The organism is Pelagicoccus enzymogenes (genome assembly GCF_014803405.1).
GTDB lineage: Bacteria > Verrucomicrobiota > Verrucomicrobiia > Opitutales > Opitutaceae > Pelagicoccus > Pelagicoccus enzymogenes.
Window position 1 is genome coordinate 64704 of record NZ_JACYFG010000055.1, and the last position, 19508, is coordinate 84211.

At 58.8% G+C, this 19508-nt stretch carries 1 protein-coding gene (only partly in view); it reads right to left on the minus strand.

Going from position 1 to position 19508, the window contains the following annotated elements:
- Positions 1-19418 carry the 5' end (the start) of a calcium-binding protein gene (locus tag IEN85_RS22150; protein WP_191619298.1) on the minus strand. 30154 nt of this gene lie to the left of the window's left edge, so 19418 of the gene's 49572 nt are visible here — the first part of the coding sequence; the start codon lies at positions 19416-19418; its stop codon lies beyond the left edge, outside the window.
- Positions 19419-19508: the final 90 nt, after the last annotated feature.

The window sequence follows — 19508 nt, forward strand, 5'->3', positions numbered from 1 at the left end:
GTGATGGGCACGCCGTTCTTAAGGAGGCGGAACTCTTGGGCCGCGTCCGTAATGGAGTTTGTCTTGAGGCCTACGCCGTTGAGGTCGTTGAACTGAATGTCGATGTAGCGATTCGCCAACAAGTCGTCGATGGTGATGACGCCCCATTGCTCGACGTTGGCGTTAACCGGACCGGCAAAGTCAGCAGTGGGGAAGAAGTCGAAGCCGCTGCCTACCGTGCTCGACGAGCCGGATCCGCTGGACCCCGAACCGGACGGCAAGCTCACTCCTATCTGATCCATAATGGAGAAGCCATTGACCTTGAAACTCTGCATCTCGAAGCCTTGGGTTTGGCTGATGCTGAAGGCCGCGCTGCCTTGGATGGCGAACATGCTCTCGCCGGAACCGTTGTTTATGGAAACGGAGGCCCCGCCGACCATCACGTCGATGTCGCCGCTCGGCTTGCGGTTGAGGAAGATGGTACCGCCGATGCTGAAGACGTTACCAACCGAGAACTTGGCGTTGCGGGCGATGAAGGAGAAGGTGCCCGGAGCAATCGCGGTCGCGTTGGCGCCGCTGCCGACCGTCACGGTCTGCGTGCTGTTGTTCATCAAGAAAGTAACGTCGCCTTCCACCACGAGACCGTCGAGACCCACGAGGGCCAGCTTGCCGGTAGCCTTGAAGGCGTAGAGACCGTCGCTCTTGGTGGCTGGAGTCGGATCGACGAAATCCATGGTCGCCCCGGACACGCGTACTCCGATGGCGTCGTCGTTGGTGGAACCGTCTTCCAAAGTATAAGGACCACTACCGATGAAGATACCGAGGTTGCTGCCGCTGAACTTGCCGGCGCTGATACGGAAGTCGCCCTGCAGCTCGATGATGTTGCCGAAGTTGAAGTCGAGGTCTTGCACCACGAACTGGGCAGGCGTCTTCTTGCCCACGCTGACCGTGATCTGCGCCGTTCCCACGGTGACCACCGTATCCACATCGGAGTTGGAAGTATTGAAGATGAAGCCAACCGAGCCACCCGCTTCGAAGCCTGGCAGGGTAAGAGCCGCCTTGCCAGTCACGATGCCCGCTACGCCGCTACGCAAGATAACGATCGCGCCAGAACCTGTGCCGCTGCCGTCCGCGTTTTGCTTCATGCCGGGCTGGTCCGTGCCACCGGTAATGGAAACTTGAGCCGCTCCGATGACCATCACCTGCTGGTTGGTGGTGCCGATCTTGATGAGCTTTTGCTCGAAGCTGAAGTTTCCGGACAAGGTGAATTCGCCGATGGACAGCGCTGCATCCAAAGCTTGGGCACGGAAGAAGGGTCCCTTCTCGAGCTTGAGAACCTTGGTCGTGGTGCTGCCGTCGCTGTTGTTGAAGACGAAGGTTTCGTTAACCGCGCGATTCAGGTTGTTGATCTGGAAGACCAAAGTCGCGGTGAGGTTGGCGTTGAGATCCGTGCTAAGAGCATCGGTCAAACCGGTGGTGCCGCTGAACTCGCCCGCGATGCCTTGCGGAGTGATGATGAGCGAGCCTTCGCCATCGCGCAGGTAAACGCCCTTGTCGTCGTCCGCGCTTGGCAAGGCGCCCGGATCTCCGAGGAAGATGGAGGTTTCGGTCAAGCCGACCCGTACGACCTTGGTACCGTTGGCGGTGGTGATCTGCTCGAAGAAGAAGACCGTCTTTAGCGTTTGACCCATGACCGTCAGCGAGACGGGCGAACCAGGGAAGCCGGCCTGCACGCGGACGTACGGCCCGGCCGCAACGTCGAGAGCGATGTCGCCGAAACCGGTAATATTAAAGACGCGCACCACGCGGGCCTTGGTAGTGTTGATCTGGATGAAGGCTTCGCCCGAGAAGTTGAAGTCATCCTTCAAGGAATCCGAAACGCTTAGGCCAGCCCGAAGCTGGGCGGCGATACCGGTGTTAGTGATGAGTATGGCGCCAGTGGATACAGTGGCGGTGACAAAGGTTTCAGTGCCGTTGCCGAGCTTCAGCGAAACGTCGGCCAGTACAATAGCGATAGTAGTGCCCTGCTTTTCAAAGGCGAAGTTGCCGGTGAGGGTTTGGCCTGCGGCGGTGAGGTAGACATTGGTACCTTCCACGCGAACGCCATTCTTGATGGTGACCTTTGGCGTGGCGGAATCGCCATCGTCGTCGAGCTGGTACGCGAGCCCAGTAGTGTTGAAACCGATACGGAATGTACCGCCGATGGTGACGCCTGGGATATCGACGGCTACCGATACGCGGATGAGCCCAACCATGCCGCGCTGCGTTGGGCTGCTTACGATTTCAAGCACGCTCGCTTCACCTTCAGGGCTTTCCGCCCGCACGAATTCGCGTCCGCCTGCGTTGAGGGAGAGAACGACGTTGTCGACAACGATGCGGGTCAGCTGGGTATCGTCGCTTGTGCCTAAGAGCTGGTCAGCGCCGAGGTTGACAATGCGCTCGAAACTGAAGTCGCCGCGTAGCTGCTGGCCCGCGATGGTGACGTCGAGGCCTGTTACTGCGACCTTGATGTACGGTCCGGCGGGAACCTCGAGGGTCAGGTCGGTGGAACCAACGCGGAAGGTTTCCTTAACCGCGGCCGTAGTGTTGTTGATGGATACGGCGACGCTCGCGACCTGCAAGCCTTTGCCTGGCTCGAAGTAGACGGTCGCTCCGGCGCTGAACTGACCGGCCAGGCCTGCTGGCGTGAGCAAGAGGATTGCGGTGCCGTCCGTGATGCGCAGTCCAACGTCGTCGCTGGTATCGGTAGCGGTGCCGCCATTGTCGCCGAGGAAAAGCTCCAGATTGTTGATACCGATGCGGATGATCTTGGTATCGTCGGTGGTGCCGAAAATCTTGTCCGCGCCGGGAGCCTTGACTTGCTCGAAGGCGAAGTCGCCCGACAAGGTTTGACCGAAGAGCTCGAGGGAGAAGTTCTCGATGTCGACGCGGAAGAAGGGTCCGGCCTTGAGGTCGAGGGTGAGGTCGCCGCTGCCGGTTGGAACCGGGAAGGTCGCCTTCACCGCGGTGCTGCGTGTATTAATAGAGACCGTTACATCCGCGGTCGTTTCCACGACGTCTGGAATGCGCAGGCTGATATTTCCGCTGGCCATACCGGCCACGCCTTCCGGCGCCACTAAGAAGGCAACGGTGCCTCCTGTCATGCGGAGACCGGCGTCATCGGAGAAGTCGGTCGGCGTGCCATTGTCGTCCCCGAGGAAGAAACTGATATCCGTTCCGGCAATACGCATGAAGGTCTTCGGAGCAGCCGTGCCGACGGGCAGCGTGGTGGAGCGCTCGAAGAAGAAGTTTCCGGAAAGGGTTTGCCCGGCAATCGAGAGAGAGGCGTTGCCGGCTCCGAAGCGCACGTAGTTGCCCGCGCTGAGCGTGAGCGTATCGGTGACGCCGCCGACCTCGAACTCTTGGTTGATGGCCAGACCGGTGTTGTTGATCTCGAGGGAGAGGTTGCCGCTGAAGGTGATGCCTGGGATGTTGAGGGTAACTGTTCCGGAGAGACGGCCCGCCAAGCCCTTCTTGGTGATGCCATTGGCTGTGTAGCTTTCGATGACGAAGCGTCCCTCCCCTTCTGTTAGGGTCACGTAGTTAGTCGTGCCATCGCCCAACGCGAGGTATACATCAGAAGCTGCCAAGGTGAGCTTCGATTGGTCGTCGGCATTGCCGAGGATGCCGTCGGTGCCCGCGGTCTTGACCTGCTCAAAGGCGAAGTTGCCCGAGAGGTTTTGGCCGGCAATGGTGAGCGAAGCGTCGTTCGCGTAAACCTGCAGGTAAGGACCAGCTGGCATGTCGACCACGATCTTCTCGTCGCCAATCGTAACCGACTCCTGGATACGGCTCTGGGTTTGGTTGATGCGCAGACCGAAGGTTCCGCTCAAGTCGACTCCGTCGATCACGCCGCCAAGGTCGACCGTGACCTCCACTTGGCCAACGATGCCGCCGGTGTTGGCAACAGGCGTTCCGTTCACCACGCGATCCGGCAAGATGAGCAAGACGCCTTGGCCATTGGAAATTTGGATACCGCCGATGTTCGCGTTGAGCTTATTGACCGCCAAGGTGAGTCGGCTCTGCCCTTCCGCAGTAGTGCGCTTCTGGATGAAGATATCGGCGGTGATGACGATGTCGCCGATCTGGAAGGATCCGCCGAGAGCTTCGAATTGGAAGAAGGGACCGGCAGGAATGCGAGTCTTGGCTGTGTCGTCCAAGATAATGGGCGAGAGACCGGTGTTGATCACCAAGGAGATCTTGTCGGCCGAGATGGCGACCGGACCGAGGTCGAGCGAGGCGCCAAGGGTGAGCTTGCCGGCGATGCCCGCATCGGTAACGAGGAAGGCGCCGTTGATGTTGGTCAGCTCGGCGAGACCGCTGCCCAAGTTCAGGGAGGCGTTTTCGACGATCAAGCTGAGATAGCGCTCGCCGTCCGGACGGGCCCCCTTCTCGAAGCTGAAGTTTCCGGTGAGCTTCTGGCCCGCCACGTTGAGGGCGATGTTGCGACCGCTCAAGCGGATGAATGGATTGCCCACCTGGCCGGCTGGGACTTCGAGGGCGACCTTTTCGCCGTTTGGCAGCGTGATCTCTTCGCCGACCGCAACGGTGCTGGTGTTGACGAGGAACTTGATTTCGCCGGTGAAGCTTACGCCGGGAATATTGACTCCGACTACGCCGCCGACCGAACCGGCCAATCCATTTGGCGTAATCTTGAAGGCACCCTCGCCTTGGCTAATGGTAACGAAGTCAGTCTGGCCATCGCCCAATCCAAGTTCGATATTGGCAAGCGCTACGAGAACGGTGGTGCCATCGGAAGTGAACACGAAGTCACCCGCGAGGCGTTGTCCTGCGATTGCCAATACAGCGTTCGTGGCTGCCAGCTCGAAGTAAGTGTTGCGCTGCGGCTTGTTGGGAACGAGCACGTCCTTGTCGTTGGTCTTGTTTCCGTCGCTGTCGCTGTCGACCTTCATATCGGTGTCGACATAGTAGCCTGCCTCGGTGGTCGAGAGACCATCCTTGTCCCAATAGAGCGGGTTGCCATCGACATCGCGGACCGGCGAACCAGCGTCGAGGTTGAGCTCCAAAGTCTGGTCGCCGATTTCGAAGGTTTCTTTCACCTCCAAACCGGTGGTGTTGAAGCGAACCAGCAAGTCGCCGGAGAGCTGGACGTCCGCGCCCGGGACGAGCAATTCAACCGTGCCGCCCACCGTACCGGCGATGCCGTCGCCGTTGATGACGAGCAAGGCGTTGCCATCGCTGACCTTGATACCCGTGCTCGAAGCGCTGTCACCGAGGAAGAGGTTCACGTCGGTGGCCCCGATCTTGATGATCTGCGGAGCCTTGATGCGGGCCGCTGCCTTGTCAGCTTCGCTCATGGTCGTATCCGCGTCGATCTGCTCGTTGATGCGGATGGCCGCCGGGCTCAAAGCACCAGAGGCTTGTTCGAAGCTGAAGGTGCCTGAAAGCGTATTGCCGAGCACGTCGACTCCGTCGCTGTCGAGGGTGACCTTCACGTACGGTCCGGCTTCGATAGTCTTTTCGACACCGCCTACGGTGAGCGTCTGAGCCCGCTTGGTCGTATTCAAAACCAGCTGACCGTTGATGCCGTTGCCGAAATCAACCGCGTCAGTGGGGAGGTTGAAATTGATGGTCGCGTCGATGTATCCAGCGAAACCTTCGCTGGTGTAGAGGAAGCTGGAAGCCGGGCTGCTCAGGCTGACGAAATCAGTCGTGCCATTGCCCATACCGACGTACAGATTCTCTACGCCGAAGGCGATGTGGTCAGCCGTGTATTCAAGATTGAAGTCACCGCTGAGCTTCTGGCCGGCGATGTTCAGATCGAGGCCATCAATCTTGATGAAGGTACCGGCGTTGTTTGGTACGCTAACAACATCGGGATCGGATCCCGCATCCGGTCCGTCTGGGATGGTGAGCGTGCGACCGGTTCCGCTGGTCGAGGCAAAGAGAACTTGAGCGGTGCCGCTCAATTCGAGGCCTGGCAGACCGAGCGTTTGCACGGTGCCTTCCGCGAAGAACAGAGTTCCATCCGCTGAGCGAGCAAATCGTGCATTTGAGAGCAGAACGCCTTGGGCGGCAGGATTGATGATCTTGGAACCATCGTCGGCCAATTCGTCGAGATAGGCAGGACCAATTCCCACGAAGACCCAACCCGCTCCGCCGTTGATGCTGCCTTCCGTGATTTCGACGGTGATGAAATCGCCGATGTTGATGAGGGCGGAACCAAATACTTCGAAGCCACCCGCGATGGGCTTCAGATCGATGACGAAGGTGCGCTGCCCTACGGTGATCGATTGGTTTACGTCGCGACTGGTCGTGTTGATACGCACTCCAATAGTCGCTTCCGCCTCGAATCCTCCGCCGCCGTTACCGGCTTCCACCTTGCCGTTCAAGACACCGGCAACGCCATCCGAGAAAATGACAATGGCTCCTTCCGCCGCCGCGATGTCCTCACCATTTACCTGGAGAGCGGCCCCATCGATCGCGACGCGGGTAATCTTTTGTCCAAGCTGGTCGGTTTCCTGGTCAAATACGAAGCTGCCTACGATACCGACGCCGGAAACTGCGAGCGTGGCACCTTCAACTTCGATGCGGACATACGGGCCAGCCCGGATGGGACCTTGGCCTCCGCCGAGCTCCATTTCGGTTCCGGTGGTGTTGAGCGTCATGTTGGCATTGGCGACCGACAGTTCTAAACCAGCTGGAAGATTGGAAGCGATGCTGGCACCCTCTACCCTCAAGCCGAGTCCTTGGTCGTTGATCACGAGGGCAGCGGAAGCGGCGCTCAAAGTGAGCAGATCGGTGCTGCCATCGGAAAGGGCGAAGGAGAAATTAGTCGCAGTCAGCTTCACGATGGAGGCGCCAGAAGGAAGCGTCGCTTGTTCGATGCTAATGGAGTCTGCACGTAGTACCTGATCCAATACGTTGAGCACCACGTTTTGAGCAACCACTTGGAAGGTGCCGTTCACCGTATCCACGCTAACGGTTACCGACGCGCCAAAAGTTACGCCCGGAACTTGCAAGAGAATAGTGCCGGAGAAGGAACCCACCACTCCGTTGCGATCCATAACGAACTCGCCTTCCCCGCCGGTCAGCTTGACGAAATCGGTAGTGCCGTCGCCGAGTCCAAATTCAACATCGGAGAAGCTCACCTTGGTCACCACTTCCCCGTTCACGGTCGCTTGCTCGAAAGCAAAGTTGCCTTCCAAGCGCTGGCCAACGATCTCGAGCGCGACATCCTCGCCCGCGATGCGAACGTAGTTGCCTGCCTCCAGCTTAACGACCTGCGGCAGTCCCTTGAGAGTAAAGGTCTCGTCAACAGCCCGGCCAGTCTGGTTGAGCTCAAGCTTCAGGGTGCCGGAGAGTTCCACGCCCGGAAGGTTGAGGGCAACGTCGGCGCTCAAGGTGCCGGCGATTCCGCTCTGGCTCGGATCCGTGGAGCTGATCAAGAGGAAGAAGCCCTTGCCGTTGGTGAGCGAGAGGAAGTCTTGCTGGGCGTCGCCGAAGCTGAGCGAAACGTCGGTCGCCGCGATGCGGACCGCCTTCACGTCGTCCGCGGTATTGGCGATGCCGTCTGCTCCCTTGCTGAGAAGCTGTTGCTCGAAGAGGAAGTTACCGGCGAGGCGCTGTCCTGCGATTTCAATGACAATGTCGGTACCGCTCAAACGGAAGTACGGACCGGCCTGCATGCTGAGGGTTTGCTCGCCCGAACCGACACGGAAGCTTTCTTCGACCGCGAAGCCAGTGGTATTGATCTGCAGCTGCAGTTTGCCTTCGATGCGGAACTGGTCAGCAGGTAGAACTTCCACCTTAATGCCGATGGAGGCCACCAATCCATTTGGAGTGAGCAGGAAGAATCCGCTGCCCTCGCTCAATTGCAGACCGGCGTTGTCCGCTCCGAAGAAGGCTTCCAAATTCGTTACGGCAACCTTGATGATCGACTGACCGAGTTCATTGGTCACTTGCTCGAAGCTAAAGTCGCCCTGTATGGATTGACCCAGTACAGACACCTTCATGCCGGTTCCGAAAACGCGAAGAGTATTACCCTCGATACCGAGCACCGTGCTGGCGGTGGTGTTGATCTCCAGATCGAGCTTTCCAGTCAGGGTGAGACCGGGAACATTCAGGATCGGAGTGATCTCGTCGACCTTGGCCACGATGCCGGTGCTGAGGAAACGGAGTTGAGCGGAGGCGACCGTGACACCGAGGAGCGGAGCGCTCGCAGTGCCGCCGATTCCGAAAGAAAGATCGGTGATATCGACCGCGAGTTCCTTGCTGCCATCGGAAGCAGTGGTGGAAGTCATCACCACATCGCCGCTCAAGCGCAGCGCGCCACCAATTGCCAGCGTGATATCGGTGCCTGCCACTCGCAGGTAATTGCCAGAGTCCAGCTGCAGCTCGAGAGTCTTGCCGCCGATGCGGAAGGTCTCGTTTACGGCAACACCGGTCGCGTTGATCTCAACGGCCAGCGCACCTTCCAAAGTCACTCCGGGAACATCGAGCGATACGCGACCCGAGAAGCGGCCGGCCAATCCGGCCGAAGTCATGATGAAGGCGCCGCTACCGTCAGAGAGCGTGAGCAGGCCATCCGCAAGGTTCAGCCCAACGTTGCTAAAGGCGATGCGAACGATCGAGGTGTCGGCATTGGCGCCCGTGCCGCCTGGAACGCCGTCCGCCCCGAGCGAAGTCGCCTTCTCGAGAAGGATGTCGCCGGTGAGGCGTTGACCGTAGATATCGATAGCAACCTCACTCGCTTCGAAACGGAAGTATGGCCCTGCAGCGATTTCGAAAACGTAGCGTTGACCCGCGAGATCGAAAGTCTGGCTGATCGCCGTATTGGTCGTATTGATACGAAGGCTGAGGTTCGCATCGACCGTGACGTCCGGTCCAAGATTGACCGCAATGGTACCCGCCAGCTCGCCGGCGATCCCTGCATCGGTTACCACAAAGGCACCACTTCCGTCGCTCAGAGCAACAATCTCGTCGCCTCCCGCCGTCAGGGCGAAGGCAACATGGGTGGCGCGGATCGTCAGCAAGCTGCTGCCGTCCGCCTTGGTCGTGGACTCGATGGCGAAGTTGCCTTCCAGCGTCTGACCGAGAACGGTGAGCTTTACGCCTACGCCTTCCAGACGGAAGAAGCGTCCCGCAGGCAAAGTCAGGTCAACCGTCGTACCTGCCAAGTCGAAGCTGCGAGCCACCGCGTTGGCGCCTGTATTAATAGAGAGGGTGAAGTCCCCTTCGAAGCTGACGTTGGGAATTGTGAGAGCGACCGTGCCGGTAATCTTGGCCGCGAGACCTTCGGTGGTGAAGAGGATCGCGCCCGTACCTTCCGAAATGGATACACCCGCATCGGCCGTTCCAAGAGTGAGGCTGACTTCGGTAGCGACAATCGCAATGGAAGTAACATCGTCCGCCGTACCTGCCAAACCATCAACGCCGTTGCCCACCACGACCTGGTTGAAGGAGAAGTTACCGCTCAAGCTTTGGCCGAGCAACGAAAGTTCTGCTCCGGTCGCGATGAAAGTCTTCACTACGGCAGTGTCGGTGAACACGACTTCCACGCCAGTGCCCGCGCTACCGGAAACCGTTAGCGTTTCGTTCACCGCGTATCCACTATCGTTGACACGAACGGTGGCGGTACCGGCGATGGTCACGCCATCCACGCCGATCAGCTCAACCGTACCAGTCGCGTAAAGCGCATAGCTCGGAGTGGTGCCGCCAAACTTGATCACGCCTACCGATGCGTTGGTCAGCAAGACGCCTGTCGCCAATGGGTTGATGGACTCGTCGCCCAAACGGATCGGACCGTTGCCGAGGAAGATTTCCAAGCCCTCGCCCGCAAATGCGTCGACCTCGACTTCGAGGTCGGAGCTGCCGTCGTTCACGGTTAAGGTCTTCTTGCCGAAGGCCAAGTTGCCGGAGATCGAAACGAAGTCGCCGATAGTAACGGTGAGGTCCGAAATGGATACGTCGAAAGTATTGCCCTCGCTGGCGCTGAAGCTGACCGTCAATTCGGTGCCACCAAGGGTCACGGTTTCTTCGACCGCTCCGCCCGTGTTGTTGATGCGGATAGCCAACTTGCCGCCTGCATCAACAGGGCCGAGCTTGCCGTTGACTTGGCCGCTCAAATAACCCGCGATGCCGCCGTTCGCCAAAACGAATACCCCCTCGCCTTCCACGAATTCCGCGCCGTCGCCGCCAAACTTGATTTGGGCGCTTACGTTGGCTGCAGCCAAACGCGTCACAGTAGAAGTGGTTCCGTCCGGAGCGGTGCGGTTGAATTGCTCGAGGAAGAAGTCGCCCGAGAGGGAAACCCCGCTGCCGTCTTCCATTTCGATACCGGCAAATCCGACCGTGGCATCGGTAGCAGTCACGCGAAGGTAAGGACCCGCGGGCAAGCTGAAGCCAGCCAAAACTGGCAGGGCTGTCATCTCCTCGGTCACCGCAACCGCGAGCGTGTTGATCTCGATGACCACTTCGCCCACTGAGAAGGTTAGGCCGGGAATATTGATGGGATTGCCGCTGACGGAGATGCGGGCCGCCACACCGGTCGGCAAGATCAGCAGTTGGGCGGTCGCATTTTGTACGTCGACGAAGTTCGTGGACCCATCGCCGATCTGCAGCGATAGATTCGTGATGCCGACCTTTACTACCTTCGGTCCGACCTGGGGTGTATTTTGCTCGAAGATGAAATCACCGCGTAGTTCGAGGCCGGATACATCCAGCACCACATTCGTACCAGAGAGACGCATGTAGTTCGCCCCACTGGAGATGCGTGTGTTCATCACCAGCTTCATGGAATCGACCGACAGCGAGACATCGGGAACGCCAAGGCTAACGGATGCTTCGACTTGGGCGACCACTCCATCTTCATAGAGCTCGATAATGCCGCTGCTGATACCAGCGACTACCACGCCGTTGGCGAGGTTCAGTTCCGCATCAGAAATTTCAATACGGCTGACCTTGGCAGTTTGGGTAAAGGCAAAGTTACCGACCAAGGTTTGACCCGCGATATCGAGGGATACGTTTTCGCCCGCCACGCGGAGATAAGGTCCTGCCTCAAGGTTCAGCACCAAGGAGACGCCGCCAAGGGTAAAGGTTTCGTTGATCGCCTCACCGGTTTGGTTCACTTCGAAGGCGAAGCTTCCGCTGAAGGAAACTCCTGGAACGTTGAGAGCAACCGTACCAGAGAGACGGCCAGCGATGCCTTGCTTGGTCGCGCTGGAGCTATCGGTGAATTCGCGCAACAAGAATACACCCTCGCCTTCCGTCATGCGAACGTAAGGTGCCGCCGCTGGACCGATGGAAAGTTCCGCATCGCTGAGCAGCAACAAGGTTTTGGTCACACCTTCGTCAGTGAGTTGCTCGAAAGCGACGTTGGCCGAAATGCGTTGTCCTGCGATAGCGATCAAAGCGCCTTCCGCCGTCGCCCGCAGATAAGGACCGGCTGGGAGCTTCAAACGCAGCGTCTCGCCGCCGAGCGCCAAAGTTTCGTCGACCGCAGTAGTGTAAGTGTTGACCGCCAGGGTCAGCTTCTCGACCGATAGAGTGAAGTCCAAACTCGGTGCCAAAGCGACCTGAGCGGAAAGCTCGCCGGCAACGCCCAAGCTGGTAACGATCAAGAGCCCCTGCCCTTCCGTCACAGTGAGGTAGTCAGTGGTACCGTCGCCGAAGCCGAGGCTGAGATTATTGAATCCGAGAACGAAAACGCTACCGCCATTGGCCAAGCTTTGCTGCTCGAAATAGATATCACCGCTCATCGACTGGCCGAGGATCTCGACGCTCACGCCGGTACCGATCAAGCGAACGTAGGGACCTGCCACGATTTCCGAAATCGTTTCGGTCGCATTTCCAGAGCTATCGACCGCAGTCACGAACTCGCGCTCAACCGCGACCTGCGTTGTATTCAGAATAATGTTAAAGCTTCCGCTGAAGCTGACCCCTGGAATATCGGTCCGGATGGTGCCACCCAAGGCACCCGCGATACCGTCGCTCGAAACGAGAATCTGGCCGAAGCCTTCCGTGAGCGTGATGTAGTCGTTGGAGGAATCGCCTAAGGAGAGGCTGGCGTTGCGCAGGGTGAGCAAGAGATCCTTGCGATCATCGCTGGTGTCATCAGCGGTGCCGTTCACATCGGTCAACACCTGCTCGATAGCGAGGTCCGTGCTGATATGTTGCCCGGCAGCCTCCACGGTGAGACCCAATCCGGTAATCGAAATAAAGGCGCCGGAGGCGTCGGCAACTTCCGTCGATGCGAAGACCACGGGAACGGTACTGTCCGTTCCGGGTAGAGCGATTTCGGTTTCGATCGCTGTACCGAAAGTGTTGATACGAACACGAATCGTACCGGAGATCACAATTCCATCCAAGCCAACGAGCTTGACCGTGCCACGGGCATCGATCGCATACTTGGTGGTGCCGCCTTCGTCGGCTTTGACGAGACCGACTTGGGCTTCGTCCATCAAGAGGCCGTAGGCGAATGGATTGAGCGTGCCGTCTGCGAGCGTGATCGGACCTTCGCCAAAGAAGATACGCAATCCGGAACCGGCAGCGATCTGCTTGCCATCCCCACTGTCGGCGAAAGTGAAGGATCCTTCGATGGTCAGCACATCCGCGATGGTAATACTGGCGTTGGCCAAGGAGACTTGCAGGAAGTTGCCCTCTGCAGCGGTGAAGCGGATAGCGAGTTCGCGGCCTGCGAGAAGCAAGGTTTCGTCGACGGCGGCACCCGTGTTGTTCAGCCGAACCACGACGGTGCCACCCGCTTGCAATCCACCGAGGCTGGCCGCGAGGTCCGCCTTCATGGTACCGGCCAAGCCAGTGTTGGTGATAAGCAAGAAGCCTTCCCCATTCACCACGCCGGCCGATTCGCCGTTGAGTTCGATGGTAGCCGATGCGTTGGTGACTGCCAAGCGAACCAGGCCATCACGCGTTTCAAAGAAGAAGTTCCCGCTGAGACTGATCAGCTCCTGGGTCGGATTCGCTGCATCTATAATACCCAGCGTCGCGCCCGTGACCATAACACGGAAGTAAGGCCCAGCTGGCAGCGTCAGTGTCTCAGTTCCGCTGCCGAGCGTAAATGCGCCGGTGTACTCCGCCGCACGGGTGCTGACTTCAACCCTCACTGTCGTAGTGCTCAGGTTGATACCGGGAACATTGAAATTGATCGAGCCGACTTCGATAGCTCCCAGTATGCCGCTATCATCAAGAATGAAGTCCGCTGAACCATCCGCGATTTGAATCAAATCCGTGCTGCCGGTTTGGATGGTCAATGCCACGTCGCTCATGGTCAACCGCACGGAGCCGTCGTTTGTGGATACAAACTCGAAGTTGCCGGACAGGCTTTGCTCTGCGACTGTGAGCGAAACGTCGGAACCGGCAATTCTCACGAACGGGCCAGCCCGGATCGGATTGTCGGAGAGGTCGATGCCGCCCGCTTGGAAGATCGGCTCCACGTTGCGGGTTGTGGTGTTGATCTGGAAATCGAAATCGCCGGAGAAGGCTACCGAGGGAACGTCCACCCGGATCGAACCACGCAGCGATGCGGCCACGCCTGTCTCGAAAATCAGAATACTGCCCGCCGCGTCTTCCACGCTGACCACTGCGTCATTGCCGTCGCCAAAGGAGGCACTGGCGTTGGAGAGTTCGAGCTGCAGGATCGACTCGTCATCGCTGTCGTCAGCCGGAGTGCCATTCGCATCGAAACGGTAGCGACGAATCGAGATATCGCCTGCCAAGCTCTGACCGGCCACTTCCAACGAAATTCCTTCGGCTAGGATTTCCGTGAAAACGCCACCCACCGAGCTAGCCACTTCGCTGCTGCTGAAGTTGACCTCCACCGCGCGCTGGGTTCCGGGAATGGAAATGGTTTCCGCCACTGCTTCCTCGAACATGTTGAGGCGAACCGAAACGGTGCCAGTGAATTCGACATTGTCGATGCCCAGCACTTGCAGCGTACCGGTGGCGACCAAAGCGTAGAGAGCGCCATCCGCGCCGTTGACTTTCACCAAACCGACTTCCGCGTCGTTGATCAACAGACCGCGCGCCTGCGTATTCACGCTGCCATCGGCCAAGACGGGAACACCGTCTCCGATGAAGAGGGTCAACTCGGTGCCGCCAAAGATCAGCTTGTCCCCTACCGTGGTGAACTTGAGCGAGCCTTCCACGCGAATGACGTCGGCGATGTTGAGGCTGGCTCCACCCAAGGCAACCGAGAAGAGCGAGCCTTCCTCCGCGGTGAAGACGATCTCGATGGTTTCCTCACCAATCTGGATCGTTTCGTCGACCGCTCCGCCTGTATTATTTATATAGAGGAAAACGGAACCGCCAGCGCTGACGCCTGGCAGGTCTACATCGAGCACGCCGCGTACTTGTCCCGCCACGCCAGTCGCGTAGATGACCATGGCGCCACGGCCGTCGGAGATAGATCCGCCGCTGCCGTTGAAATCGATGGTGGCATTCACGTTGGCCATGGCCACGCGGGTCACGCTGCCAGATTGCTCGAAGAAGAAGTCACCGCTCAGCGAAGCCGCCGCGCCGCCTGCGCTAATGGTCAATCCTGCGAGTTGTACATCAACTCCCAGCACCGCAATGCGAACGTAAGGTCCAGCTGGATACGAAACCGTTACCGGTCCATCGCCGAAATCGAGATCTCCGTCAAAAGCAGTAGCCAAGGTGCTGAGTTCGACGCGCACTTCGCCGGTGGAGAAACTCATGCCGGGAACCTCCAGGCTGAGGCCGCGACCGGAGAGCGACAAACCACCCACGGCTCCTGCAGCGGAAAGGATGAAATCGCCGGACGCATTTTCCACGCTCACGTATGGCGTATCCACCGGACCAAGACTGGTTGATACAGCGCTCGCAGTAATCCGCACATCGGAGCCTTCGGTTTGGAAAGCGAAGTTTCCGGTCAAGCTTTGTCCGGCCACGATCACGCTCACATCCGTGCCCGCAATACGCAGGTAGTCCCCCGCAGTCAGGTTGAGCTCAACGGAAGAACCACCTACTGTAATAGAACGGGAAACAGCCGTTGGCTTGGTGTTGATAGCGAGGGCGAAGGTTCCGCTCGCATCGAGATCGTCCGACTTGAAGGAGAGGTCGCCGCCGAAGGTGGCCGCGACACCGTCGTTGGTGAAGAGGAAAGCGCCGCTTCCGTTCTTGAGGCTGACCAAGTCGCCGCCCAAAGAAATGCTGCCGTTGTTCACCGCCGCTACGATCTCGGCCTTGTTGAGACCGGTCGCGGGATTGAGGCTGAAACGGAAGTCCGCGCTCAAGCTGTTACTTAATACAACCGCGCTCGCGCCGGCCGCATCGATATCGAAATAGGAACCGCCCACGAACTCGTAAGTCGTGCCTTGGAATTCATGGCTGACCAAAACCGACTTGGTATTCAAGGAAACCACCGCGCTGGAAACGCTCAGCGAAATGTCGGCCATGCCCTCAAAGCTCATGCCACCAGCGATGCGTGCCGTGAGTCCGCCGCTGTCCGCGAGCAAGAATCCGTCGAGGTCGATCAACTTCAAGGTCGCTCCGCCGATGCTTTGCAAGATGTCGAGGTCAGACACTTCGAAGAGCAAGCTAGCATCCGCTCCCCCACTCACGCCGGCGTCGAGCACCAGCGTCATGTTGGCCGCGTTTACGAAGCTTCCGAAGAGCTCGAAGTCGAGGTCGTCCATGCTCAGGGCAAAGTAAGGACCAGCCGGCACGTTCACTTGCACCGCACTGCCGTCCACCATGACGCCGAGGTCGAAGGCTTCGCCGATGGTGTTGAGGGAGATGGACGCGGTCGCGGAGAAATCGAGGTTGGGCAGGTCGAGCGTAACGTCGCCGCTGTTCACGCCTACGAAACCTTCCGGCAAGATGAAGTTGGTGCCGCTGAAGTTGGAGATGCTGGCGAGGCCGAAGATATCCATCGACACACCATCGAGCTCGAAGCGCAGACCTTCGAAAGCGGTGAAGCCGGTGGAGGGCACGTCGAACGCGGCCGCGTTGATGGAATCCATCAGCGAGAAACTCATGTCGCCGAGCAAGCTGAAGTCGCCGAAGTCGAAGCTGAGATCGCCGCCCAATTCGAAGACGCCCGCGGCGATGCCATTCCAATCGACACCTGTTGTATTAAAAGAGAAGTCGGGCGTGCCGCCGAGATTCAGGTCGCCTCCGCCAATTTCCAGATTCGGCAAGTTGCCGAGCAAGCCGTCCGGCGTGACGAGGAACTGTCCCGCGCTGAGGTGAAGGTTGAGCAGCGGATCGCGCAGGTTGCCACCGAAGCGGAGGTCGATGTCCTCCAGGTCGAACTGCCAGCTGGCGTCGCCATCGAATTCGACCACCGAGAGAGCGAAGCCGCCGGTCAAGTAAGCCGCCTGCAAGTCGGCATGGAAATCCTTGGCGAAAATCGAGAAGCTCGGTCCGGCCGGAAGCGTGACGCTTCCCTTTCCGCTGGCGGCGGCGAGCGTGACCTCGGCGGTGTGGGTGTTGATCTGCATGCCCACTTCCCCGCCGATGGAGACATTGACGGAAGAGAACTCGACTTCGAAGCTGCCGAGCAGATCGGCCGCGAGCCAAGCGTTGGAAATCACGGCGCTGCCGGCCAAGCTCATGTCGCCGATGTTCAGGCCATCTGTATTAAGAGAGACGTTCCAAGCGGAGAGCAGGAAGACATCGGTTTCACCTGCCGCTGCCGCGCCGCGATGAGTCTCGCCGGTGCTCGCGTTGTAGGCGCCGTTTTCGAAGAGGAAGTCGCCGAGCAAAGTTTCGCCTTCCACGGTGAGGCGAACGTTGTTGCCGCGGATTCCGAAATACGGGCCAGCGGGCAATTCGTTGCCACCTTCTATTATAGAAGCATCGCCGGTGTTGAACTCGATGGCGAAACCGCCGCTCAGGCTGAAGAAGTCGAAGCCGTCGAAAATCAGGTCGCCGTTCAAAGTGCCGTAGGCCTGGTCGTCGCCGAGGACGATTTTTCCGGACGCGTCACGCACGCCGATCAAGGAGGTGCCGAGCAGCAAGGTCGCGTTGACCGAACTCATGGTGACCTCGAGGCGATTGTCGTCGACCGTGATCAGCGCCGCGCCGGTCAAATCTTGCCCGACCACTTGCAGGGCGAAATCGGCAACCGCGATTTGGATGGCCGCGGAACTGGAGAAGAGCATGCGAACGCCTTCGTTGTTCTGGCCCGGAGTTGGCAAGGTGATGTCGAAGGCCAAGCCGGTTTGGTTGAACTTGAGCGTGCCGGTGCCGCCCAAGGTCAGGTCGCCGAGCTCAGTGGCTTGGAATGTTCCCTTGGCTTGGATGACGTATTGGCTGCCATTCGCGAAATCGGAAAACTCGATGATCTGCAGATTCGCGTTTTCCAGAACGAGGCCGGAAGCGCCGACGTCCATTGCCCAAACGCCGGGAGTCAATTCGCTGGCGCCGACAAAGACGTCGAGGTTGGTGGCGTTCAGGGTGCGGACGGAATATTCGGTGCCGCCGATTTCGAGAACGCTTTGCTGCCAAACGAGGCTGCCGCGGATTTGCAGGTGATCGCCGAATTGCACGAAGGCATCGATGATGGCGATCTCGTAAAAGTCTGTCGCAGTTTCGCTCGCGTTGAAAACGAGGTCCACGCTTCCGCTGAGGAAGTCGATGCTGCGGTTGATTTCCAGGCCGGTCGTGTTGGCGCGGTACTGGAGGCGGGCTCCGGCGGTGAAACCGGGGGCATCGGCTTGGGCCGTGCCGTAAATTGCGAGGGCCACGCCGTCGACGGTCGCGAGCAAAGCTCCGCTGGCGTCTGCGATTTTTACGTCAGGCGTGGTTAAAGTAAGGTCTGTGAAGGAAAAGAAGTACTCGGGGAGGCTGCTTCCGGCCGGTGGACCGCGGGCTTCGAGGTTGAAAGAGGCAGTTGCGGACAGGTTCGCTATGCTGAGGGCGACCGGGGCTTGAACCTTGATCGCGACCGCGGTGGCGGCTCCAGGAGCGCCGGAATAGCTGACTTGTACCTGTGTCGCAGAGATATTCAGACCCGAGAACGTGGCGCTAAAAGTGGCTGTGAGAGCGACGTCCATCGCTCCGTCCGCATCGACATCAACCGTGCCGGATACGTTCACAACCTTCACGTCCGCTCGCGGAGTCGTAGGAAATTCGAGGGCACCGTTGGCCACTGAAAGGGCGAATCCGGAGCTGCCGTCAGCCGCCATGGCCAAGGAAAAATCTGCCTTCAAGGCGCTCGAAGCGAAGCTCACAACAGCGTCCTGACCGCTCAAAGTTGCCACCCCATTCGCCGCCGTGAGGGTCTGGCTGAGGGTACTGGTGGCGTAGTTGGCGTTGGTCAAATCGCGCCCGAGAGCGTTCCATTGGAGAGTGAAATCGCCGCCCATTTCGAGGCTGGATCCGAGCAATTGGGCCGATCCTGAACCGACGAAAGCGAAGGATTTAGCGCTGGAATCGAAGATAATGGCGAGGTCCATATCGACCAAACGGAAGGCCGTTTCGTCGCCGTCGAAGCCGTCCGCCGCGCCCGATGCGTCTACAATTAGTGAAGCATTGGCAGCTAGGAAGAAGATGTCGGAACCGGATTTTCCGATCTCGAAAGTGCCGGAAATGTCCAGCGGTCCGTAGTTCCAAGCGAGGTCAAAAGTGGTCTTGGAGAGCTCGGTCAACTCGTTGATCGCCCCGTCGAGCAAGCCCTTGATCTGGTTGTCTAGGACCTCGATTCCCGTCGTGAAAGTCATCAAACCGTCGAGCAGTCCGACCGGTTGAGCGGCATCCATGGCCACCAAATCGTAGCCCGTTTCGGTCACGATCGGCATCAGCGTCAAGCCGCCGCCAAGGTCTAGCCCTTCGAATTCCGCGAAGTCGCCGCTGCGTTGACCGGCGCCCCACTCTATTATAGTGAAGCGATCTCCGCTTTGCGGTTCGAAGCCGTCGAGCAAGGACACTTTCAGCACGCCGCCCAAGTCAGCCGCCCCGGAAATCAGGACGCGGTCAAATTCCGAATCAGCAGTGCCAGCCAGCTCGATCTCGAGCGTGCCCTCGTTAGAAAAGTCATCAACTTCCAGCACGCCCGGACTGTTGCCCGGCGCCACTGTACCCAAATTCTTGAGATCGCCGCCAAGGTCGCCGCTACCCTCCAGGGTGCCGCCTTCCTCGACGATGCGCTCCTCTTCCGCTCCATCCGACCAATCAAAAACCTCGCCTTCGGAATGAAATGCGAGGTTGTTCTCGGACTGCAGGTCCGCGATTTGGGTCGCGGATAGGATGATTTCTTCAGCTGCCTGAGAGCTGGCCACGGGAACCTGCTCTGGCTGGTTGAACTGGTTCAGGTCCGCTCCCGCGAACTGAGGCACGTCGATCGGAGCAGCCGAGAGCAATACCTTTGGTTCCAGCTGTTCGACGACAAAGCGCGAGCGTTCGCGACTCTGGGCGAACACGTCTTTCAGACGCTTGGCTGTGGAAGAGAGAAACAAGTGGGAAACAGGGAAGTAAGCCTCGAAATAAAGAAATGCGTTTTACACATTGCGAGAACTTATTCCATGTATTCACAAAATTGTTAACAT